At 46.2% G+C, this 23,285-nt stretch carries 21 protein-coding genes; 20 read left to right on the top strand and 1 reads right to left on the bottom strand.

What is annotated here, in order from left to right:
- Window positions 1-86 precede the first annotated feature (86 nt).
- From map to RT269_RS24680, 14 genes are all read left to right on the top strand, one after another.
- Complete coding sequence (map, locus tag RT269_RS24745; protein ID WP_313186644.1) at window positions 87-959, top strand: type I methionyl aminopeptidase; 873 nt, start codon at window positions 87-89, stop codon at window positions 957-959.
- The gene (locus tag RT269_RS24740; protein WP_313186642.1) at window positions 960-1,526 is read left to right on the top strand and encodes a DNA-3-methyladenine glycosylase I; all 567 of its coding nucleotides are present in this window, start codon (window positions 960-962) and stop codon (window positions 1,524-1,526) included.
- A gap of 199 nt (window positions 1,527-1,725) precedes the next feature.
- Entirely contained in the window at window positions 1,726-3,225 is a 1,500-nt protein-coding gene (locus RT269_RS24735; protein ID WP_313186641.1) for a putative glycoside hydrolase, read from the top strand.
- Window positions 3,226-3,240: 15 nt separating this feature from the next.
- Complete coding sequence (locus tag RT269_RS24730) at window positions 3,241-3,762, top strand: DUF1653 domain-containing protein (protein ID WP_313186645.1); 522 nt, start codon at window positions 3,241-3,243, stop codon at window positions 3,760-3,762.
- A gap of 9 nt (window positions 3,763-3,771) precedes the next feature.
- The gene (gene uvrC, locus RT269_RS24725) at window positions 3,772-5,643 is read left to right on the top strand and encodes an excinuclease ABC subunit UvrC (RefSeq protein ID WP_313186640.1); all 1,872 of its coding nucleotides are present in this window, start codon (window positions 3,772-3,774) and stop codon (window positions 5,641-5,643) included.
- 59 nt (window positions 5,644-5,702) lie between these two features.
- Window positions 5,703-6,635 carry an HPr(Ser) kinase/phosphatase gene (hprK, locus tag RT269_RS24720; protein ID WP_313186639.1) on the top strand — a complete coding sequence of 311 codons (933 nt, stop codon included), beginning with the start codon at window positions 5,703-5,705 and terminating at the stop codon, window positions 6,633-6,635.
- Window positions 6,636-6,643: 8 nt separating this feature from the next.
- Window positions 6,644-7,555: a UDP-N-acetylmuramate dehydrogenase gene (murB, locus tag RT269_RS24715; protein WP_313186638.1), complete on the top strand. Its 912-nt coding sequence runs from the start codon at window positions 6,644-6,646 to the stop codon at window positions 7,553-7,555.
- A 19-nt stretch (window positions 7,556-7,574) separates the two neighbouring features.
- Window positions 7,575-8,456 (top strand): RNase adapter RapZ, encoded by an 882-nt coding sequence (gene rapZ, locus RT269_RS24710; protein ID WP_313186637.1) that lies wholly within the window; start codon window positions 7,575-7,577, stop codon window positions 8,454-8,456.
- 2 nt (window positions 8,457-8,458) lie between these two features.
- A complete protein-coding gene (gene whiA / locus RT269_RS24705; protein ID WP_313186635.1) occupies window positions 8,459-9,427 on the top strand; it encodes a DNA-binding protein WhiA in 969 nt (322 codons plus the stop codon).
- A gap of 28 nt (window positions 9,428-9,455) precedes the next feature.
- Window positions 9,456-9,713 (top strand): HPr family phosphocarrier protein, encoded by a 258-nt coding sequence (locus RT269_RS24700; protein ID WP_054791962.1) that lies wholly within the window; start codon window positions 9,456-9,458, stop codon window positions 9,711-9,713.
- A gap of 305 nt (window positions 9,714-10,018) precedes the next feature.
- A complete protein-coding gene (locus RT269_RS24695; protein WP_313186632.1) occupies window positions 10,019-13,501 on the top strand; it encodes a DNA polymerase III subunit alpha in 3,483 nt (1,160 codons plus the stop codon).
- 65 nt (window positions 13,502-13,566) lie between these two features.
- A complete protein-coding gene (pfkA, locus tag RT269_RS24690) occupies window positions 13,567-14,541 on the top strand; it encodes a 6-phosphofructokinase (RefSeq protein WP_025231836.1) in 975 nt (324 codons plus the stop codon).
- A 27-nt stretch (window positions 14,542-14,568) separates the two neighbouring features.
- Window positions 14,569-15,162: a lactate utilization protein gene (locus RT269_RS24685; RefSeq protein WP_313186630.1), complete on the top strand. Its 594-nt coding sequence runs from the start codon at window positions 14,569-14,571 to the stop codon at window positions 15,160-15,162.
- Window positions 15,163-15,361: 199 nt separating this feature from the next.
- Entirely contained in the window at window positions 15,362-16,498 is a 1,137-nt protein-coding gene (locus RT269_RS24680) for a glycoside hydrolase family 88/105 protein (RefSeq protein ID WP_313186628.1), read from the top strand.
- A gap of 62 nt (window positions 16,499-16,560) precedes the next feature.
- Here RT269_RS24680 and RT269_RS24675 read toward each other — a convergent pair whose 3' ends face one another.
- Window positions 16,561-17,427, bottom strand: coding sequence for a helix-turn-helix transcriptional regulator (locus RT269_RS24675; RefSeq protein ID WP_313186627.1), 867 nt, complete (start codon window positions 17,425-17,427; stop codon window positions 16,561-16,563).
- Between the two features lie 81 nt (window positions 17,428-17,508).
- Between RT269_RS24675 and RT269_RS24670 the strand changes: the two genes are divergently transcribed.
- The 6 genes from RT269_RS24670 (at window position 17,509) to RT269_RS24645 (ending at window position 23,245) form a co-directional block, all read left to right on the top strand.
- Window positions 17,509-17,661 carry a hypothetical protein gene (locus tag RT269_RS24670; RefSeq protein WP_313186625.1) on the top strand — a complete coding sequence of 51 codons (153 nt, stop codon included), beginning with the start codon at window positions 17,509-17,511 and terminating at the stop codon, window positions 17,659-17,661.
- The gene (locus tag RT269_RS24665; RefSeq protein ID WP_313186623.1) at window positions 17,658-19,028 is read left to right on the top strand and encodes an ABC transporter substrate-binding protein; all 1,371 of its coding nucleotides are present in this window, start codon (window positions 17,658-17,660) and stop codon (window positions 19,026-19,028) included. The genes RT269_RS24670 and RT269_RS24665 overlap by 4 nt, the downstream gene beginning before the upstream one ends.
- A gap of 123 nt (window positions 19,029-19,151) precedes the next feature.
- Window positions 19,152-19,820 carry a hypothetical protein gene (locus tag RT269_RS24660; protein ID WP_313186621.1) on the top strand — a complete coding sequence of 223 codons (669 nt, stop codon included), beginning with the start codon at window positions 19,152-19,154 and terminating at the stop codon, window positions 19,818-19,820.
- A gap of 4 nt (window positions 19,821-19,824) precedes the next feature.
- Window positions 19,825-20,727, top strand: a complete 903-nt coding sequence (locus RT269_RS24655; protein ID WP_313186619.1) for a carbohydrate ABC transporter permease — start codon at window positions 19,825-19,827, stop codon at window positions 20,725-20,727.
- A 1-nt stretch (window position 20,728) separates the two neighbouring features.
- A complete protein-coding gene (locus RT269_RS24650; protein WP_313186617.1) occupies window positions 20,729-21,580 on the top strand; it encodes a carbohydrate ABC transporter permease in 852 nt (283 codons plus the stop codon).
- A 111-nt stretch (window positions 21,581-21,691) separates the two neighbouring features.
- Window positions 21,692-23,245, top strand: coding sequence for a glycoside hydrolase family 28 protein (locus RT269_RS24645; RefSeq protein WP_313186616.1), 1,554 nt, complete (start codon window positions 21,692-21,694; stop codon window positions 23,243-23,245).
- Window positions 23,246-23,285 lie beyond the last annotated feature (40 nt).

Genomic DNA, 23,285 nt, shown 5'->3' with positions numbered 1-23,285 from the left:
TTTTTTCCTATCCCCTTCTTTTTCCTGAAACCCTTTACAACCGGCCTCAAACGTGTTAAAACGTTGTAGTAAGAAGGAGGAAGGAAATGTTTAAAATAGGAAGAAATGATGCATGCTGGTGCGGAAGCGGAAAAAAATACAAAAACTGTCATCTGCCCTTTGACCAAAAACTTGAAAACTATGCGGTCATGGGAGATGAAGTTCCAGAGCACTATATGATAAAAACCCCGGCTCAGATTGAAGGAGTCCGCCGTGCAGGAATTGTAAACAACAGGATTCTTGACCTGGTGGAAGAGATGATAAAGCCTGGCATCAGTACGGAAGATATCAATACAGTGGTACACGAGAATACCATCAGAATGGGAGGAATCCCAGCTACCCTTAATTTTGAGGGGTATCCCAAAAGTGTGTGCATATCCATCAATGAGGTAGTATGCCACGGAATCCCGGATTCTAAGCGGATCTTAAAGGATGGGGATATTGTCAATGTGGATGTGACCACCATTGTTGACGGTTTCTACGCCGATGCCTCCAGAATGTTCTGCGTCGGCAACGTATCGGAAGAGGCTTTAAGACTCGTCCGTGTCACAAAGGAGAGTGTGGATCTGGCTGTGAAGGAAGCCAGGGCATGGGGCCATCTGGGAGATATCGGGGCAGCTATTTCGGAGTATATCTATGCCAATGGCTTTACGGTAGTGCGGGAAATCGGCGGACACGGAGTGGGCGTGGATTTCCATGAGGAGCCATGGGTCAGCCACATCGGCACAAGAGGAACCGACATGCTTCTTGTTCCAGGGATGATATTTACCATTGAGCCAATGGTAAATGCCGGAAAAGCTGATGTAGTACAGGATGACAATGACGGCTGGACCATTTATACAAAGGATGGAAGCCTGTCTGCCCAGTGGGAGTATACTGTTTTGATCACGGAAGAAGGAGCGGAGGTGCTTGCAAGATAAATGGAGAAAAAACGATGTTTTTGGGTGGATGAATCCTCGCCGGTTTATATGAAATATCACGACGAAGAGTGGGGAGTTCCTGTTCATGATGATAAAAAGCTTTATGAGATGTTCCTTTTGGAAACCTTTCAGGCAGGGCTTTCCTGGATCACCATACTGAGAAAGAGAGAATCCTTCCGGGAAGCCTTTGATGGCTTTGATGTGGAAAAGGTGGCATGCTATGGTGAGGAGAAAATAAATAGCTTAATGGAGAATACGGGCATCATAAGGAACCGGAGAAAAATAGAAGCTGCAGTGAAAAATTCCCGTGCATTTCTGGAGATCCAGCGGGAGTTCGGCTCTTTTTCCGAGTATCTTTGGGGATTTACAAACAAGGAAGTCATCATCAATCAGGATGATGACTTCCAAGTAAAAACGGAACTGTCCGACCGGGTTTCAAAAGATTTAAAGAAGAGGGGAATGGCCTTTGTAGGTTCTGTTACCATCTATTCCTATCTTCAGGCAATTGGTGTGGTCAATGACCATGAGCTTTCCTGTTTCTGCCGGGAGAGCAGTCAGAACGGCTGAAAACAGAGGCAGATCATACAAAGAAAAAGTGGGGAATTATTTGGATAAAGGGTACATAGCTTATGAAATAAGAGGCTAATAGAATAAGGCTGCATCCGGAAAATGTAATTTTTATTGGAAAATTTTACAAATTGTGGTAAAATGTTAAATATTTATTACATTCAACACCTGAAACCATAAAGAAAGTGAACGGAGTATTATGAAAAGATGGCTTTTGGCAGTGATTGCATTCTCGTTGGTGACCTCCGGATGCAGCAGGTACAAAGGAATTTCCGACCCCCCAGAGAAAGACAACAAAACAGAAGAATCTCAGCAGAGTACAGAAGAATCCGAGCAGAGCACAGAGGCAGAGGCTGGGAAGCTTCCTGTTGAAGTATCCGCAAAACCGGGAAAGAAGCCGGTAAAGGTAAAGGGAATCTATATTTCCGGCTATATGGCCGGCTCTGAAGGGCTCCAGGCAATATTGGACAAGATCCAGGGGACTGAGATTAATACGGTTGTCATTGATGTGAAGAATGATGACGGACGGATCACCTTTGCCATGGCGGATGCACCTACGGTTAATGAGATCGGTGCCACAGAAAAGTACATCAAAGATATTGACAGTCTCATGGCCCAGTTAAAGGCCAGGGGGCTTTATACCATTGCCCGGGTGGTGGCATTCAGGGATCCTTATCTGGCCGAGAAAAAGCCGGAGTGGGCGCTTAAGAACAAGGATGGAAGTTTACACCGGGATAACAAGGGACTGGCCTGGGTGAATCCTTACCGGACAGAGGTATGGGATTATCTGGTGGAGGTGGGAACCGAAGCTTCCAAGGCAGGATTTGATGAAGTCCAGTTTGACTACATCCGGTTTTCCACGGACAGCTCCATGAAGCAGGTGGTATTTGACGAAAAGGATACCAGGGGCCGTTCCAAAACGGATATTATTACGGAATTTATCCAGTATGCATATGACAAGCTGTCTTCCCGCAATGTTTTTGTTTCGGCGGATGTGTTTGGGACAATCATCGGAAGCAAGGTGGACGCGGAGGCAGTGGGGCAGATCTATCAGGAGATGGCATGCCACTTGGATTATATTTGTCCCATGATCTACCCTTCTCATTACGGTGACGGTAACTTTGGAATCGATCATCCGGATATGGAGCCATACCGTACCATACGTGCAGCGTTAAAGCTGTCCAGGCAGGATCTGGAATCTGCCGGAGCGGCTGGGAAGCAACAGGCCATTGTCCGTCCCTGGCTCCAGGATTTCACGGCTTCCTATCTGGAACACCACATTACTTACGGGGCTAAGGAAGTAAGGGCCCAGATCCAGGCGGTCTATGATGCAGGCTATGATGAGTGGATTCTCTGGAGCGCATCCAACCGGTATACCTGGGATGGCTTCTTAAGCCAGGAGGCGGCGAAAGAAGAGGCAGAGAAGCTTGCCAGAATAAGAGAAACAGAAGTGACCTCTTCCGTACCAACTGAGGTATCAACGGAAGTACCACCGGAGGTGCCATCTGAAGTACCAACGGGGGTACCATCTGATGTACCACCGGAGGTACAGACGGAAAGCAAAGAGGAGAGGACAGAAAAGAGCCTGGAAGGAAGCATAGCAGCAGAGACGGAACAGGAGACGAAGAAGGAAAATAAAAAGAAAACCAGACCCAAGCCCGATGTTGTCATTGTGACCACAGGCGGCTTAAGAGATTAGGAAGTGAGGAAAGCCATGGACAGAACGCCCAGACCAGGAAATTTCTACCGGCACTTTAAAGACAAGATGTACCAGGTGATAACCGTTGCGGTTCATTCCGAAACAGGAGAAGAGTTGGTTGTGTATCAGGCGTTATATGGATCCTTTGGAACATATGCCCGTCCGTTGTCCATGTTTGTCAGTGAGGTGGACCATGAAAAGTATCCGGAGGTAAAGCAGAAATACAGGTTTGAACGGGTGGATATCGGTTCTGAACAGCCGGTGGCGGAAGCCAGTCTCCATAGTCAGGAGAGCCTGCCCTCGGATGATTGCCATCACGAAAATAAAAATCTCCTTGCATTTCTTGATGCCGGGACGTATCATGAGAAGTTGGAGGTTCTTGAGGATCGGAAGGACCGGTTTTCTGCGGAAGAGCTTCTGGCAATCTGCGAGATTATGGAGATCGGAAGGCCGGATTCAGAACCTGAGGAGAAATATTATGCAGTGAAAAGGTATCTGGAGCTGCAGAATAAATACGAGGGATCAAGATTGAGGTGATTTGTTTCAGTGGACCACAGGTCATTTAATATAGAAGAAGAATTAAAAAAACTGCCGTCCCAGCCTGGCGTGTATATCATGCACGACAAGCGGGACGAAATCATCTATGTGGGAAAAGCCATCAGCTTAAAAAACAGGGTTAGGCAGTACTTTCAGAGCAGCAGAAATAAAACGGCAAAAATCGAACAAATGGTGTCGAGGATCGCCCGGTTTGAATACATTATAACAGACTCTGAACTGGAAGCCCTTGTGCTGGAATGCAATCTCATTAAGGAACATCGTCCCCGTTACAATACTATGCTAAAGGATGATAAGACCTATCCCTATATCAAGGTAACGGTTTACGAGGACTATCCCAGGATCTTATTTTCCAGGGATATGAAAAAAGATAAAAGCAAGTATTTCGGACCGTATACAAGCGCTGGAGCGGTAAAAGATACCATTGAGCTGATCCACAAGCTTTATCAGATTAGAACCTGCAACCGGAATCTGCCAAGAGACATCGGGAAGGAACGCCCCTGCTTAAATTACCATATCAAGCAGTGTTCGGCCCCTTGCCAGGATTATATCAGCAAGGAAGATTACTGGAAATCCATAAACCGTGCCCTGGACTTTTTAGGCGGAAAATATGGACCAGTGATTAAGATGCTGGAAGAAAAGATGCAGGCGGCATCGGAAGAAATGGATTATGAAAAGGCCATTGAGCACCGGGATCTGTTAAACAGTGTAAAGCAGATCTCCCAGAAGCAGAAGATCACGGACAGCGGCATGGAAGACAGGGACATCATTGCCATGGCAAAGGATGAAAAGGATGCCGTGGTTCAGGTATTCTTTGTCCGGGAAGGCAGGCTTATCGGCCGGGAGCATTTCCATGTAAGCATCGCAACGGCAGAGGATAACAAGCAGATCCTGACCAGCTTTGTCAAACAGTTTTATTCAGGAACTCCTTTTGTTCCAAAAGAGCTGTGGGTGCAGACCGATCTTGAGGATGAAAACGTCATAGGGGAATGGCTTTCTGCAAAGCGCGGTCAGAAGGTCCGGATCGTAGTTCCCAGGAAAGGCCAGAAGGAACGCCTGGTGGAACTGGCGGAGAAAAATGCCGCACTGGTTCTTTCCCAGGATAAGGAAAAGATAAAGCGGGAAGAGCTTCGCACCATCGGCGCCATGAATGAGGTAGGCGGCTGGCTCGGGCTTTCCGGCATTAAGCGGATCGAGGCATTTGATATTTCCAACATAAGCGGCTTTGAGTCTGTAGGCTCCATGATTGTCTATGAAAATGGAAGACCCAAGAGAAATGATTACAGGAAGTTTAAGATCAAATGGGTCAAGGGGGCCAATGATTACGCCTCCATGAATGAGGTGCTCACAAGAAGATTTTCCCATGGCCTTAAGGAAGCGGAAAGCTTAAAAGAAAAGGGCGTGGATGAGGAGCTTGGAAGCTTTACCCGTTTCCCGGACTTAATCATGATGGATGGAGGACGGGGTCAGGTAAACATTGCCCTGGAGGTTTTAAAGGAACTGGATATTTCCATTCCTGTCTGCGGTATGGTAAAGGATGATAATCACAGGACAAGAGGGCTTTACTATAATAACGTGGAAATTCCCATTGACAGACATTCCGAAGGATTTAAGCTGGTCACCAGGATCCAGGATGAAGCCCACCGGTTTGCCATCGAATACCATAGAAGTTTAAGAAGCAAGGGACAGGTGAAATCCATTCTTGACGATATTCCTGGCATCGGCCCCAACAGGAGAAAGGCGCTGATGCGCCAGTTTAAAGGGCTGGAAGCCATAAAGGAAGCGACCGTGGAGGAGCTTTCCGAAGTACCGGGTATGAATGCTCTGGCAGTGAAAAGCGTTTACGAGTTCTTCCACATATAGCTTTTCAAATGACTAAATCTGTGTTAGTATGAAAAAAACAGATGGAAAAGAGGAGCGCCATGCATGGAGTAGCTATTACAGATTTGATAAAGAAGATGAATTTCCGGAACATGACTCCGGATATTGACGCGGAAAAAATTGTGATCAGCCATCCGGATGTCAATCGTCCTGCTTTACAGTTAGCGGGATTTTACGACCATTTTGACAACGAGCGGGTGCAGATCATCGGTTATGTGGAACAGGAATACATTCATCAGATGGAACATGACAGAAAGCTTGAGATGTACGACAAGCTTTTATCCAGCCAGATTCCGTGTCTGGTATACAGCCGGAGCCAGAGTCCGGATGAAGATATGCTTGCGTTTTGCAACCATTACGGCGTGCCATGCCTTGTATCAGATAAAACCACTTCCGATCTTATGGCGGAGATCATCCGCTGGCTAAAAGTGAAGCTTGCGCCCTGCATCAGCATTCACGGGGTTTTGGTTGACGTATTCGGCGAAGGCGTGCTGATCATGGGAGAGAGCGGCATTGGAAAAAGCGAGGCGGCTCTGGAACTGATCAAACGAGGCCACCGTCTTGTAACCGATGATGTGGTTGAAATCCGCAAGGTAAGCGATGAGACACTGATTGGAACCGCCCCGGAGATTACCAGGCATTTTATTGAATTAAGGGGCATCGGCATCATTGATGTCAAGACGCTGTTCGGTGTGGAAAGTGTAAAGGATACTCAGGCCATTGATATGGTGATCAAACTGGAGGACTGGGATAGAGATAAGGAATACGACAGAATGGGAATCGAGGACCAGTATACGGAATTCCTTGGAAACCGGGTGGTATGCCATTCCATTCCGGTGCGTCCGGGACGTAATCTGGCCATTATTGTTGAGTCTGCTGCCGTCAATTACAGACAAAAGAAGATGGGGTACAACGCGGCTCAGGAATTATATAACCGCGTTCAGGCAAACCTTTCAAGAAAACAGGATGATTGAGGTGTCTGATGACTGGATTTTATGAAAAACTTCTTGGTGCAGCTGATAAAGACCATATAAAAGTTGGGGAAGAGATGCGAAAGCATACCTCATTCCGGGTGGGGGGGCCTGCCGCCTGCTTTGTGATTCCGGCGGATGAGAAAGAGCTTGCTGCTGTTATGGCTCTTTGCCGTCGGGAAGAGGTGCCTTTTTTCATACTTGGCAATGGAAGCAACCTTCTGGTCGGAGATGAAGGCTATGATGGAGTGGTCATTTCCATGGACTGCTTAAACCACTGCCAGGTGGATAAAGAGACGGGGATTTTAAAGGCCGGAGCCGGAGCACCACTTGCCCGGATTGCACTGGAAGCATATAGGGCGACCTTGACCGGTTTTGAATTTGCAGCCGGGATACCGGGCACCCTGGGGGGAGCTGTGGTGATGAACGCCGGAGCTTATGGTTCGGAGATGAAGGAGGTTCTCCGGTCTGTTAAAGTATTGACACCGGAGGGAGAAGTAAGGGAGCTGCCTGCTGACCAGCTTTCTTTAGGATACCGAGCCAGTTGCATTATACCAAAGCAATATGTTGTGTTGGAAGCCAAAATCCGGTTAAGGGATGGAGATGAGGTTTCAATTAAAAACCGGATGGATGAATTGGCCCGCAGGAGAAAGGAAAAACAACCTTTGGAATATCCAAGTGCGGGAAGCACCTTTAAGAGACCGGAAGGGCATTTTGCCGGCAAGCTCATAGAGGAGGCCGGATTAAGAGGTTTTTCCCTGGGCGGCGCCCAGGTTTCAGAGAAGCATTGCGGATTTGTCATTAACAAAAACGGAGCAACTGCGGCTGATATCAGAAACCTGTGCGAAGAGGTGAAAAAGAGGGTATTAAAAAATTCCGGAGTAGCTCTTGAGATGGAGGTAAAGACACTGGGGAAGTTTTAACGGTGCAAAGGAGAACAACGTGAGGCTTGTAATTGTAACAGGCATGTCAGGCGCAGGAAAGACACAGGCGCTTAAGATGCTGGAGGATATGGGATTTTATTGCGTGGATAACCTTCCCATTCCCCTGGTTGAAACGTTCGCAGAGCTGACCCTGAGCAATCAGGGAGGGATCCGGAACGCAGCTATGGGGATTGATATCCGCAGCGGAGAGGATTTATCGGTTTTAAACAGGATTTTTGATGATTGGTCAAGAAAACGGGTACCCTTTGAAATTCTCTTCCTTGATGCAAGTGACGAAACACTGATTAAGCGCTATAAGGAAACCAGGAGAGCCCATCCCCTGGCGGCTGGCGGAAGGATCGACAGCGGGATCGAAAAAGAACGGGTAAAGCTGGGGTTTTTAAAGGAAGAAGCGGATTTTATCATCGATACCAGCCGGCTTCTTACAAAGGAACTCAGGCAGGAGCTGGAAAAAATATTTGTGAACCGGGAATCCTACCGGAATTTATATATCACGATCCTTTCTTTTGGATTCAAGTATGGGATTCCGTCGGATGCGGATCTGGTATTTGATGTAAGGTTTTTGCCAAATCCCTACTATGCAGAAGAGCTGCGGCCTAAAACCGGAGAAGAAAAAGAAGTGCGGGACTATGTGATGCAGCATGGGACCGCTGCCCTGTTTTTAGACAAGCTTAACGATATGCTGGAATTTCTGATTCCCAACTATGTACTGGAGGGAAAGAACCAGCTGGTAATTGCCATCGGATGCACAGGCGGCAAGCACCGGTCGGTTTCCATTGCCAGATCTGTTTATGACAGGTTTAAATCCAGGGAAGAATTTGGGATTAAGATTGAACACCGGGACATCGATAAGGATAATATACGGAAAAGGATGGTCTAGCCATGTCATTTTCTTCCAAGTTAAAAGAAGAGCTTTCCAGACAGATCAGTCCGGCTAGGCATTGCCAGATTGCTGAGATGGCTGCCATCATAAGCCTTTGCGGAAAAATAATCATATCGGAAGACGACCGCTATACGATTAAAATTAATACGGAAAATGTGGCAGTTGCAAGAAAGTACTTTACATTATTGAAAAAAACATTTAATATAAGTACTGATGTGTCCATTAGAAGAAATGCGTATTTAAATAAAAACCGTACCTATACGGTGACAGTCCGGGAACATGAGGAGGCGATCCGTGTTTTACACGCGACAAAGCTTCTTGATGAAAACGGAGAAATAGGGGAAAACTTAAATCTTGTAAGGAATGTTGTCATCCAGCAGTCCTGCTGCAGGAGGGCATTTATCCGTGGTGCATTTCTCTCTTCCGGATCCATAAGTGATCCTGAGAAATTCTACCATTTTGAAATCGTATGTGCAACAGAAGAAAAAGCACAGCAGCTAAAGTCCATTATCGCGACCTTTGACCTTGAGGCAAAGATCGTGAAGAGGAAACGCTATTTTGTGGTTTATATAAAAGAAGGAAACCAGATCGTAGATATCCTGAATGTTATGGAAGCTCCGGTGGCCTTAATGGAACTGGAGAACATCAGGATCTTAAAGGACATGCGCAACAGTGTGAACCGACAGGTCAACTGCGAGACTGCCAATATTAATAAAACGGTATCAGCTGCGGTAAAGCAGATAGAAGATATAACATATATCAGAGATACAATCGGACTTGATAATCTTCCGGACAATTTATGCGAAATTGCCAGGGAACGGTTGGAGAGGCCGGAAGCAACATTAAAAGAGCTTGGAGAAGCTCTGGACCCTCCTGTAGGCAAATCAGGAGTGAACCACCGACTTAGAAAGCTTGGCGACCTGGCAGGGCGGCTGCGCGGGACAGGCATTAGCAGCGGAATGGAATAATCCGTTCATAGGATTGAGGAGGATAATTATGGTAAGAAAAACAGTCACCGTTGAACTTGCATCAGGCTTAGAGGCAAGACCAGTTGCTATGCTGGTTCAGGTTGCAAGCCAGTATGAAAGCAACATTTATGTTGAAATCGAATCCAAGAGAGTAAATGCAAAGAGTATTATGGGCATGATGACTCTGGGACTTGCAGCGGGAGAACAGATTACGATCACTGCGGATGGTACGGATGAGGAGCAGGCGGTTGCCGAAATCGAAAAATACTTAAGCAATCACGAGTAATATTTAAAGAATACTGTGTGTTCCAGGCGGAGGCTCTGATAATGGAGGCTCCGCCTCTTAACGTACGAAACGAAGAAATCTGGTACAAAAGGTTTTCCGGCATGTTTCTTTATGGTATACTATTTACAAAAGCAATGAGCCGTGTGAAACAGGACAGGAGAAAATTTTCGTTGTGCTTGCACATAAGAGAAGTTTGTCATGGCCTGTTTCATAGGGCGAATGCCCGTTAGCCTGGGAGTCCGCAGGGCTCCCAGGCTCTCACTGCGGTCTTATGCATACATAGGTAAAGAAGAAGGGAGGCACAAATGGCATTTACACATTTACACGTCCATACGGAATACAGCCTGTTGGACGGCTCCTGTAAGATAAAAGAGCTTGTGTCCAGGGCAAAGGAGCTTGGAATGGACAGCATGGCCATCACTGACCATGGGGTGATGTATGGCGTCATTGATTTTTACAGGGCGGCCAGAGAGGCGGGAATCAAGCCCATCATCGGGTGCGAGGTATATGTGACCTCCGGTTCAAGGTTTGACAGGGAAACCGTGGGCGGGGAGGACCGTTACTATCATCTGGTCTTATTGGCGGAGAATAACCAGGGCTACCAGAACTTAATGAAGATTGTCTCCAAGGGCTTTGTAGAAGGATTTTACTATAAACCAAGAGTGGATTATGAGGTTTTAAAGGAATACAGTGAGGGGATCATTGCATTAAGTGCCTGTCTGGCAGGAGAGGTACAGAGGCTGGTCGGCCGCGGACAGTATGAGAAGGGAAGGGAAGCTGCCCTTCGCTATCAGGAGATATTCGGGAAGGGGAATTTCTTTCTGGAGCTTCAGGATCACGGGATACCGGCTCAGAATACGGTAAACCAGAACCTTTTACGGATGAGTCAGGAAACGGGGATCGATTTGGTTGCCACCAATGATATCCACTATACCTATGCAGAGGATGCCACGCCTCATGACATCCTGCTGTGCATTCAGACCGGAAAAAAGGTGGCGGATGAGAACCGCATGCGCTACGAAGGCGGCCAATATTACTGCAAGTCCGAAGAGGAGATGCGGAATCTCTTCTCCTACGCGGGAGAAGCCATTGACAACACTTACAGGATCGCGGAGCGCTGTAACGTGGAGATTGAGTTTGGCGTAACCAAGCTGCCAAAGTATGATGTGCCGGAAGGGTATGATTCCTGGTCTTATTTAAACAAGCTATGCGTGGAGGGCTTTGAGCGCCATTATCATCAGGATGACGGGGCGTTAAAGGAAAGGCTTGATTATGAGCTGGATGTCATTCATACCATGGGGTACGTGGATTATTTCCTGATCGTATGGGATTTCATTCATTACGCCAGGTCCCAGGATATTATCGTGGGGCCGGGACGGGGATCCGCAGCAGGAAGCATCGTGTCCTACTGTCTTGGGATCACCAACATCGACCCAATCCGCTATAATCTGCTGTTTGAGCGTTTCTTGAATCCGGAGCGAATTTCCATGCCTGATATTGACGTGGATTTCTGCTTTGAACGGCGTCAGGAAGTTATCGATTATGTGGTCCAGAAGTATGGAAAGGACCAGGTGGTTCAGATCGTGACCTTTGGTACCCTGGCGGCCAAGGGTGTGGTAAGGGATGTGGGAAGGGTGCTGGACATGCCCTATGCCCGTTGCGACACCATTGCAAAGATGATCCCGGGAGACCTTGGCATGACCCTTGAAAAGGCTTTAAAGCAAAGCCCTGACCTAAGAAATGCATACGAGGAGGATCCTGAGGTCAAATACCTCATTGACATGTCCATGCGTCTGGAAGGCCTGCCCAGGCACACATCCATGCATGCTGCCGGAGTCGTGATCAGCCGGACTTCCGTGGATGAATATGTTCCCCTTTCAAGGGCAGCCGACGGAACCATTACCACACAGTTCACCATGACGACCCTGGAAGAACTGGGGCTTTTAAAAATGGATTTCCTGGGGCTGCGTACTCTGACCGTTATTCAGAATGCGGTAAAGGGTATAGAGAAAAACAGGCAATTATCCATTGATATGGACCGGATCAACTATAATGACAAGGCAGTACTGGATTCCATTGGCACAGGAAGGGATGATGGGGTGTTCCAGCTGGAAAGTTCCGGTATGAAGAGCTTTATGAAGGAGCTGAAACCGGGAAGCCTGGAAGATATTATTGCCGGAATATCCCTTTACCGCCCCGGTCCCATGGACTTTATTCCAAAGTATTTAAAGGGGAAGAACGACCGCAGCTCCATTACCTATGAATGCACCCAGCTAGAGCACATCTTAGGTCCTACTTATGGCTGTATCGTATACCAGGAACAGGTAATGCAGATCGTAAGGGACCTTGCCGGATATACCATGGGCCGCAGCGACTTGGTGCGCAGAGCCATGTCAAAGAAGAAGACTTCTGTCATGGAAAAGGAACGGCAGAATTTTGTCTATGGGAATCCAGAAGAGGAAGTAACCGGGTGTATCTCCAATGGGATCGATGAAAAGACGGCAAATCAAATCTATGACGAGATGATCGATTTTGCCAAATACGCTTTTAACAAGTCCCATGCGGCAGCTTATGCGGTGGTATCTTATCAGACCGCCTTTTTAAAATATTATTATCCCCAGGAATTCATGGCAGCTCTTCTTACTTCGGTCATGGATAACGTAACAAAAGTATCCGAATACATCTTAAGCTGCAGACAGATGGGAATCTCCATTCTTCCGCCGGATATTAATGAGGGAGAAAGCGGGTTTTCCGTTTCCGGAGGATCCATCCGCTACGGCCTGTCGGCCATTAAGAGCGTGGGAAAGTCCGTGGTAGAACAGATCGTGACGGAACGGGAACAAAATGGAATCTTTCACGATATGGAAGATTTTATTGACCGGATGAGCAATAAGGAGGTCAACAAAAGAACCCTGGAAAATTTCATAAAATCCGGAGCATTGGATACCCTTCCTGGTACAAGGAAGCAGAAGCTTTTGACTGCACCGGAGCTTTTGGAGCATAAAGCCAAGGAACGGAAGAATACCATGGAAGGCCAGATGACCCTGTTTGATATTGCAGGGGAAGAAGAAAAAAGCCATTTTCAGATTACGTTCCCTGATGTGGGAGAATTTATAAAGGAAGACCTTCTGGCATTTGAGAAGGAGACCCTTGGCATTTATTTAAGCGGGCATCCCATGGAAGCTTACGAAACCACCTGGAGAAATAATATTACCGCAACCACCATAGATTTTGTTGTGGACGAGGAAACTGGAGATGCCGGTGTTTCCGACGGTTCCTATGTGACCATCGGAGGTATGATAACAGGAAAGACCGTAAAAACTACTAGAAACAACAAAATGATGGCATTCCTCACCCTGGAGGATCTGGCAGGATCCGTGGAAGTAATCGTGTTCCCCAAGGATTATGAGAGCAAGAGGGAGCTTTTTGTGGAAGAGTCCAAGGTCTTCATACAAGGCAGGGTATCCGTGGGCGAGGATCCGGTGGGAAAACTGATCTGTGAGCGGGTAACGACCTTTTCAGCTCTGCCAAAGGAACTGTGGCTGAAATTCCCTGATAAGGAATCCTATATAGCGGTAGAACGGGAAATCTTAAATGACCTAAAGGAATCAGAGGGCGATGATTCAGTCATCATCTATCTGGAAAAAGAACGGGCCAGGAAGGTTCTGCCGGCCAACCGGAACGTGAACGCGGGAGATGGACTCCTGGATACTCTGATTAAAAAACTTGGTGAAAAAAATGTCAAGCTTGTAGAAAAAAAACTTGAAAAGATTGGGAAAATGAATTAGAATACAACATGTATGCAATGAAAAACTTACAATAACAGATATCCGTGAATCAGGAGGAAGCTACTATGGCAAAACAAGTGAAAACCATCGGCGTATTAACCAGCGGCGGTGATGCACCAGGTATGAACGCTGCAATCCGCGCAATTGTCAGGACTGCAATCCATAAAGGATTGGAAGTAAAGGGAATCATGAGGGGATACGCAGGCCTTCTGCAGGAAGAAATCGTTGATATGAACAGCACCAGTGTATCCGATATTATTCACCGCGGAGGAACCGTTTTATATACAGCCAGATGTCAGGAGTTCACAACTGCCGAAGGGCAGAAAAAGGGCGCTGAGATCTGTAGAAAACATAATATCGACGGCATTGTGGTCATCGGAGGAGATGGTTCATTCCGGGGAGCAGGTAAGCTTTCTGCACTTGGGATCAATACCATTGGACTTCCTGGAACCATTGACTTAGATATTGCCTGTACGGATTACACCATTGGCTTTGATACGGCTGTCAACACTGCCATGGAGGCCATTGATAAGGTACGTGATACATCCACTTCCCATGAGCGCTGCAGCATCATCGAGGTAATGGGACGTAATGCAGGCTATATTGCCCTTTGGTGCGGTTTTGCAAACGGCGCAGAGGATATTCTCCTGCCGGAGCGATATGACGGCGATGAACAGGCACTCATTAACCGTATCATTGAGAATAGAAAGCGGGGCAAAAAGCACCATATCATCATCAATGCAGAGGGGATCGGACATTCCTCCTCTATGGCTAAGAGAATCGAAGCTGCCACAGGCATTGAGACCAGAGCTACCATCCTGGGCCATATGCAGCGAGGCGGCGCGCCTACCTGCAAGGACCGTGTCTATGCTTCCATTATGGGCGCAAGGGCAGTAGAGCTTCTATGTGAAGGAAAGAGCAACCGTGTCGTAGGCTATAAGCATGGAGAATTTCAGGACTTCGATATTCAGGAAGCTCTTAGCATGACAAAGGACATCCCGGAAGACCAGTATCAGATCAGCAAGATGCTTGTGAGATAATTGGGTCAGATTCAGCTGGAGGCGAATATGGAATATACGGTGATCAGGCATAATTTTGAAAAACACGGGTTTTTCACACAGCTTTTTTCTACAAAAGAAGAAGCACGTGATTATCTTGTGGAGGCCTTAAAGAACCAGACCATTGGATTTGGTGGAAGCGTGACCCTTTTGGAAATGGGCCTATATGAAGCGCTGCTGCAGAACAATGCCGTGGTATGGCACAACAAGGTGCCTTCCAGAGATGTGCGGCACCTGGCTAACTGCGCCAATATCTATATAACCAGCGCCAATGCCGTATCCGAGACCGGGCAGATCGTTAACATCGACGGAACCGGAAACCGGGTCGCTATGACCGCTTTTGGACCTCAGACATGCTATTATGTCGTGGGCAAAAACAAAATTACACCCAGCCTGGAGGACGCCATTTACCGTAGCAGGAATGTGGCTGCTCCGCATAATGCCCAAAGAATCCATGCAAAGACACCGTGTGCCCAAAAGGGAGACAAGTGCTATGACTGCAACAGCCCTGAACGGATCTGCCGCATAACCGCGGTGATTGACCGGGCTCCTATGGGCATGAAGTGCGAAATCATATTTGTGGATGAGGCATTGGGTTTTTAATGAATTGAAATATAATGATTGGCGAGAGCAAACGGGATTTTTAGTAAATTCCCGGCTGTATCCCGCCATTTTTTTATAGTCTTTTTTAAAATGGAATTTGACAACCGGTTTTTTTCCGGTTATGCTTGTATAAAAATGACCATAGCGAAACGAACGCTTAAGGGGACAAACAGGGACAGAAGGCAAGGAGAAGAAGAACATGGATGCAATTGAAAGGTACATCAATGAACTGATGGAAAAGAGCACACCGGACCGTCCGGTATGGAACATTGAGAAGCTGCTGCAGGGAGAGAAGGCCGGATGGAATTACATAGACGGCTGTATGATCAAATCCATTTTAGAAATGTACGCCATTACCGGAGACTTAAAATATCTGGATTTTGCGGATACATTTATCGATTACAGGGTGAGAGAGGATGGGACCATTGACGGATATGATGTGGAAGAACGGAACATTGACAATGTCAATGCGGGAAAAACTCTGTTCGAGCTTTACGACCTGACGGGAAAGGAAAAATACAGAAAAGCCATTGATCTGGTTTACAGCCAGATCGGAAAGATGCCGCGTACAAAAGAGGGGAACTTCTGGCATAAGAATATTTATCCCAACCAGGTTTGGCTAGACGGTCTGTACATGTGTCAGCCATTTTATATGGAATACGAAACCAGGTTTCATCAAAAGGAAAACTGCGGCGATATTTACAGCCAGTTTGCCAATGTGATAAAGATCATGAGGGATACGGAAACAGGTCTTTACTACCATGCGTACGATTCTTCCAGAGAGATGTTTTGGTGTGATAAGGTGACCGGGCTGTCCCAGAATTTCTGGCTGAGAGCCTTAGGCTGGTATGCCATGGCCCTTTTAGATACCATGGACAAGTCCGATCCGTCGGATAAGGAAAGCTTAAAGGAGATGGAGGCGGCATTCCGTGACCTGATAGACTCCTTGTTAAAATACCAGGATGAAAGCGGTATGTGGTATCAGGTGGTTAACTTAGGCGGCATGGACCGGAATTATCTGGAAACCAGCGGAAGCGCAATTTTCTCTTATGCTATTTTAAAGGGAGTCCGTTTGGGTTATCTACCGGAGTCCTATGCCGGATATGGTAAAAAGGCATTCCAGGGAATCTGCGATACCTATCTTCATCTGGAAGAGGGGAATATAAGCCTGGGAGGAATCTGCCTGGTGGCCGGACTTGGCGGCAAAGAGAAGAGAAACGGAACTTATGATTATTACATGTCCGAGCCCATTGTTAAAGATGATGCCAAAGGGGTAGGACCCTTCCTTCTTGCCTATACGGAGATGAGAAGAACCGGCTGGGTATACAAGCAATAAAGAAACAGGAATATAAATGGGGATTGGGTCCCGGAATACCGGGCTCCAATCCCCAAACCATATTATCTTAAACTATTCTGTGAATATTTCTTCGGTGAAATTCCCACTTTTTTGGTAAAAGCTTTAAAAAAATTACTGTAGTCGTTAAATCCGCACATGCCGTAGACCTCATTGACGCTGTAGCCGCCTGACAGAAGTTTCTGAGCCAGTTCGATGCGGCGGGAGATTATGTAGGAATTGATGGTGGTACCGGTGCTTTTCTTGAACAGCCTGCAAAGGTATGAGGTACTTAAATAAAAATGAGCCGCAATATCTCCGATACGCAACGGGGAATCGATGTTGTGATGGATATAGGCGATAATGTCGGTCACTTTACTGCTGAAGTACTGTTTCTGTTCTGCAGATTCCTTTCCGAGAAAGGACTCTGCAGCCAATTTTGTCATGAAAACCATAAACTCGGCAAAGGCAGAACGTTCCACCACATCCTGGCCGAATCCCTCTTCCACGGCTATTTTATAAAAAAAATACGTGAAATGCCGCTGCTGTCCATGGTTTAAGACGATACGGTGGGAAAATCTCTCAGGTCTGTGGGTAAAACAGTAGGTCAGATCCGTCTGCGGCGTGGAGATGCTCTCCAGATAGGAGGGATCTATAAATATAACAAACCGTTCCTGAGGGCTGGAGTCATCCATCTGCAGCAGCTGGTGCTTTTCATACTGGCTGATCATGAACAGGCTCCCCGGTTCGATTAAGTAATTTTTATTATCGATCAGAAATGTGCTGCCTCCGCTTAGGGAAAAGTGGATTTCGTGGCAGCGATGGCTGTGCATGCTTAAAACTCCCGATTCGTTGTGGTGATGTACGATAGAGAAATACCGGGAGGCAATGCATTGATCAATTCCATCTGAAAAAGAGGTAAGTACTTTCATAAACCGTAAATTCCTTAGCTATTTATACTAAAATCATACCATAGGATGTCAACATTTGCAATGTTTTGTGCGGGATTTGAAATGAAATATAAGCAGATGGATGTTATAATAAGGAAAAAGCAGAGTGTAAGCGCTTACGCAAATATGTCAGAAAATGTAGAAAAAGTGGAACCACTTACACAGGGCTTTGAAGAACTCAATTATGAGGGTAAGAAAAAGGAGAGAAAACTATGAAAAAAATCAAACAGTGGGCTGCGATGGGTCTGGCGGCTGCTATGGCGATGTCTTTAAGTGCCTGCGGGGGGAACAAATCGGCTGAGACTGCAACGTCGGCAGCAACGACTGCTGCTGAAAGCGAGACAAAAGCAGAAGAAACGACGGCCTCTGCAGAGCCGGTAGAACTTCGGTTTTCCTGGTGGGGCGGCGACAGCAGACATGCTGCAACTGAGGAAGCGATAAAGGCATTTGAAGCCAAATATCCCAACATCACGGTAGCTCCTGAGTATGGCGCGTGGACTGGATGGGAAGAGAAGCAGTCCTTAAACATTCTGGGTGGAAACGCTCCTGATGTCATGCAGATCAACTGGAACTGGATCGAATCCTACAGTCAGGGCGGGACAGCCTTTGCAAATCTGGAAGATTACGCGGATGTTCTTGATTTGACACAGTTTTCCAAAGAGAGTCTTGATCTTTGCAAGGCAGACAATAAACTAATGGCTGTTCCGATTTCTTCTACAGGAAGAGTGTTTTACTGGAACAAGACGGCATTTGAAGAGGTAGGCTGCGACATTCCTACGGATTTAGATTCCTTGTATGCGGCAGGCGAGGCGTTTAAGGCCTATGATCCTGATATGTATCCCATGGCCTTAGGTGAATATGACCGTGCAATTCTTTTTGTATATTACTTAGAATCCAAGTACGGTAAGAACTGGGTTGAGGATGGCAAGGTTAATTACACGGAAGAAGAAGTAAAGGACGGCATGGATTTCTTTAAGACCTTAGAGGAAAAGCATGTTACTCCGACGGCAATGGCTATCCGGGGCGATATGGCGGATTCTCTTGATAAGAATGCAAAATGGATTGATGGCAAGTACGCAGGTATTTTTGAGTGGGATTCCTCCGCTTCCAAATTCAAGGCGGCGTTGGAAGGCAGCGTAAATAAGCCGGGCCAGGAATTTGTAGTTGGTGACTTTATTAAAATGGGTGATTATGATGGAGGCTTTACAAAGATTTCCATGGCGTTTGCAGTTGCCGGAAATTCCAAGCATCCCAAGGAAGCAGCTATGCTTATCAATTTCCTGTTAAATGAAGAGGAAGGCGTCAAGATTTGCTCCACTGAAAGAGGCATCCCAAACTCTGCCGAAGGCTTAAAGATTCTTGCAGATAACAACCTTGGTGATCCTCTGACCATTGAGGCCAATACAAAGGTTATGAATTACAGTAAGTTCATCCTGGATAGCAAATTTGAGCACAATGATTTAAAAGCAGATCCGGATGGGGCTTACTATAAAGTATTCGGTAAGTTAAGTACCGGGGAATTTACTTCAGAGCAAGCGGCAAGCGTGCTGATCAAGGCGGTTACAGAAACTCTTGAAAATTAATAAGAATTTAAGATAAATGCAGAATGTGGATTGAATGAAGCAGTTTGAATAAGTGATACATAGTTCATACGGGCCGCCATACTATTATGGCGGCTCTCATAAAGAAAAGAGCAGGCAGACGTTATGGAATGTAGTGATAAGATATGGGACCCATACCGGTTTATGGGGGCTGTGCAAAGGTATGAAGCTGTCGGTGAGGAGACCGGTAAAGATTTTGTGTTGGCGTATCTTGGCAGAGAGGAAGTTCTTAAGGAGCTGATCGAGAGCCTTCCGGCACAGGATTGCCTGGCCTGCTTTTTTGCGCTTGATCAGACCGGGGACGAACGATACAGACAGTTGATCGAGACGCTGGCCGGCAGCAGGGCCTGGACCCTGGAACTTATGCCCTTTGTAACAGCATATGAGACAAGGTATAAAAGAAAAGAACATTATAATGAGATTACGGCTTTGTTTCGGAAAGAGGAACAGATCACAGGGACCGGCCTGATTGCTCTCATTGAAACAATCAGCCAGATGTCAGAGGAAATCTATGAATATTACAGGGAATTGAAGGATTTGTTTAAAGCGGTTGTCAGAGAGAAAATAAAGGAGCTTCCTGATTCTCCTGAGGCTCTTGAAATCGGGTATTCTATTTTAAAGGCATGTAATACAGGCGTGTTGCAAAGGGAGAAATACAGCGGTTTCGGGGAACTTATATGGAATGGTACGGATCGTAATGATAAAGATGCATGCACTGGTTTATGGGAAATGGTCAACGCCCAATATATCATATTAAAAAAACAGGAGGGATAAAAGAATGAAGTCAAAGGATATCCGCAAGGTCCTGGCAAGCAATGCAGGGTTCTTTTTTATCTTACCATGGCTGATTGGATTTATTCTTTTTAAGGTTTATCCGTTCGCCTCTTCGCTGTACTACAGCTTTACAAATTATGATTTATTTAACGGCATTACGAAGACAGGCATGATGAACTACCAGAAGATTTTTACTGATTCTGATATCGTAAAAGCCTTTATCGTCACCTTTAAATATGCAATTTTTGACGTACCTTTAAAGCTGGCGTTTGCTTTGTTCGTCGCATATATTCTGAATTTTAAATTAAAGGGAGTTAATTTTTTCAGGACAGCCTATTATATCCCGTCCATTCTGGGTGGATCCATAGCCATTGCAATTTTGTGGAGGGCGGTATTCAATACGGACGGTCTGATTAATGCTGTCCTTGGTGTATTCAACATAGAAAAAATCAACTGGATGGCAAGCGGTGGTACCGCATTAGCGGTTATCGTGCTTTTAAGGGTCTGGCAGTTTGGCTCTGCTATGGTAATCTTTCTTGCGGCTTTAAAAGGAGTTTCCGAGGATTTGTACGAAGCGGCGTCCATTGACGGAGCCGGCAAGTGGACCCAGTTTTTCAAAATTACGATTCCCTTAATTACCCCGGTTATTTTCTACAATTTAATTACCCAGCTCTGCCAGGCGTTCCAGGAATTTAACGGACCTTTCCTTGTGACAAAGGGTGGGCCAAACGGAGCCACCACTTTGATTTCAATCCTGATATACAATAACGCATTCCTGCGTCATAAGATGGGAATTGCAAGTGCGCAGGCATGGATCCTGTTCCTCATTGTCATGACCTTTACTGCAGTGGCGTTTATAAGCCAGAAGAAGTGGGTTTACTATTCCGATGAGGAGGGAGGCAGCTGATATGACGAAGGAAACCAGGAGAAAGATCAGTTCGATAGTCCGCTATACGGTACTGATCCTTGTGGGCTTTATTATGGTATATCCCTTGCTTTGGATGGTGGGTGCTACTTTTAAGACAAATGCAGAGATCTTCACCAGTGCATGGTTCTGGCCCAAAAAGCCTGTAACGGATGGATATGCCAATGCGTTTGTCGATTATGGCGGAAAGATCAACTTATTTAAGTCCATGATTAATACCTATAAAATTATTTTACCAAAGGTTCTTTTCACCGTTGTATCAGCCACGATTACGGCTTATGGTTTCGGCCGGTTTGAATTTAAGGGAAAGGGAATCTGGTTTTCTCTTATGATTTCCACCCTGTTTCTGCCTCAGGTCGTGTTAAATGCGCCCCAGTATATCATGTTCAATAAGTGGGGCTGGACCAATTCCTATTTACCCTTAGTGATTCCCTCCCTGTTTGCAGGGGATACCTATTTCTTATTCATGCTGATACAGTTTTTAAGAGGAGTGCCAAAGGAGCTGGAGGAAGCTGCCAAAATTGATGGCTGCAGTTCCATTAAAACCTTATGGTATGTGATTGTTCCCATGTTAAAGCCTTCGCTGGTATCCGTTGCACTGTTTCAGTTTATGTGGACCTCCAACGACTTTATGGGACCGCTTATTTACGTTTCCGATATGCCCAAATATACGAATTCCATTTATTTGCGCATGTCCATGGACGGTGATGTAGGATTCCAGTGGAACCGGATTCTGGCCATGTCTTTAATCTCCATTATTCCTTCCCTGATTGTATTCTTCTGTGCCCAGGATGCCTTTATTGACGGCATTGCAGCAGGAGGTGTGAAAGGATAATGAAAAGCATGGGCGTGGTAAATAATTGCCGCGCCCCTTTTAACATCATCAAGTAGGGTCGCGGATTGGGAATATCCGATTGACATAGGAAAAAGTTGAGGTGAAGTCAGAATGGAATTAAAAGTTGTCTTTAAAACGGCACGGTCCGTAACCCTTGAGACTGTGACGGAGCAGATTTATGAATTTAAAACACCGGGAAAGATTCTGGTAAACGGAAATGTTTTTGGAGAGACGAAACGAGTTGTCTTTACGTTGTTTGACTTAAAACCTGATATGGATTATAATATTTCTCTGGAAAGAAATGGGGAAAGGGTGGAAGCAAGATTCCATACCGACTATGAATTTGTAACATTAAATGTAAAAGAAATGGGAGCCAGGGGCGATGGAATCCAGGATGATACCTCCTTTATCCAGGCGGCTATCATGGCTTGTCCGAAGGACAGCCGGGTATTGATTCCAAAAGGAAGATATCGTATTACCAGCCTGTTTCTAAAGAGCCATTTAAGGCTTGAGCTGGCTGCGGGAGCGGAACTTCTGGCAGATACGGACCGGTACAAATATCCCAGGTTTCCTGGAATGATCGAGAGCTATGATGAAAAAGAGGATTATAATCTGGGTACCTGGGAAGGAAATCCTCTCCCGATGTTTGCAGGAATCATAACCGGAATCGATGTAGAAGATGTGGTAGTCTATGGCAGCGGTCTCATCAATGGTCAGGCTTCCTTTGATAACTGGTGGGATAATGTCCGCCAGATGAAGGTGGCATTCCGTCCGCGTATGGTATTTTTAGAAAGATGTAAAAATGTGACCCTTCAGGGCTTTTCCTTAAAAAACAGTCCTGCCTGGGTGCTTCATCCATATTTCAGCCAGGGCTTAAAATTCCTCAATCTGGATATTCATAATCCGGCAGATTCCCCCAATACCGATGGTCTGGACCCGGAATCCTGCAAGGATGTGGAAATACTGGGCCTTCACTTTTCTTTAGGCGATGACTGCATAGCAATCAAGTCTGGAAAAATCTACATGGGCCGCAGGTATCAAACGCCTTCTGAAAACATCGTGATCCGCCAGTGCCTGATGGAAGATGGCCATGGGGCGGTGACTGTGGGAAGCGAAGTGGGTGCAGGCGTTAAGAATATCCGAGTGAAGCGCTGTCAGTTTTCCAATACGGACAGAGGCCTTCGGATCAAGACCAGAAGAGGCCGGGGAAAGGACTCTGTGCTTTCTGAAATTTATTTTGACCACATAGACATGGATCATGTCATGACACCATTTGTTGTAAACAGCTTTTATTTCTGTGATCCCGATGGGAAGTCTGATTACGTACAGTGCAGAGAGGCCCTTCCTGTTGATGAACGGACCCCTGAGATCAAGAGGCTGTACTTTACAAACATCAAGGCGGAAAACTGCCATGTGGCGGCTTCCTTTCTCTATGGGCTGCCGGAGAGAAAAATTGAGCGCGTTGAATTTAAAAATATTGATATTTCCTTCGCGGACGAGGCAAAGACAGGAGCCCCCGCCATGCTGTCCGGAGTAGGAGAGTGCAGGAAAAAAGGATTTCTCATCAGTAACGTAGACACCCTTATCTGTGATCATGTGAAGATTTCCGGCCAGGAAGGGGAAGCCTTTGAGTTAAGCAGCATCAATCATTACGAAGTGAGATAAAGGAGGAGATATTATGCAGATCGGGATCCGGTTACATGAT

Source organism: Lacrimispora sp., from assembly GCF_032078915.1.
GTDB lineage: Bacteria > Bacillota > Clostridia > Lachnospirales > Lachnospiraceae > Lacrimispora.
The sequence above is the reverse complement of the archived record's forward strand: the minus strand, read 5'-3'. Positions and strand labels throughout refer to the sequence as shown.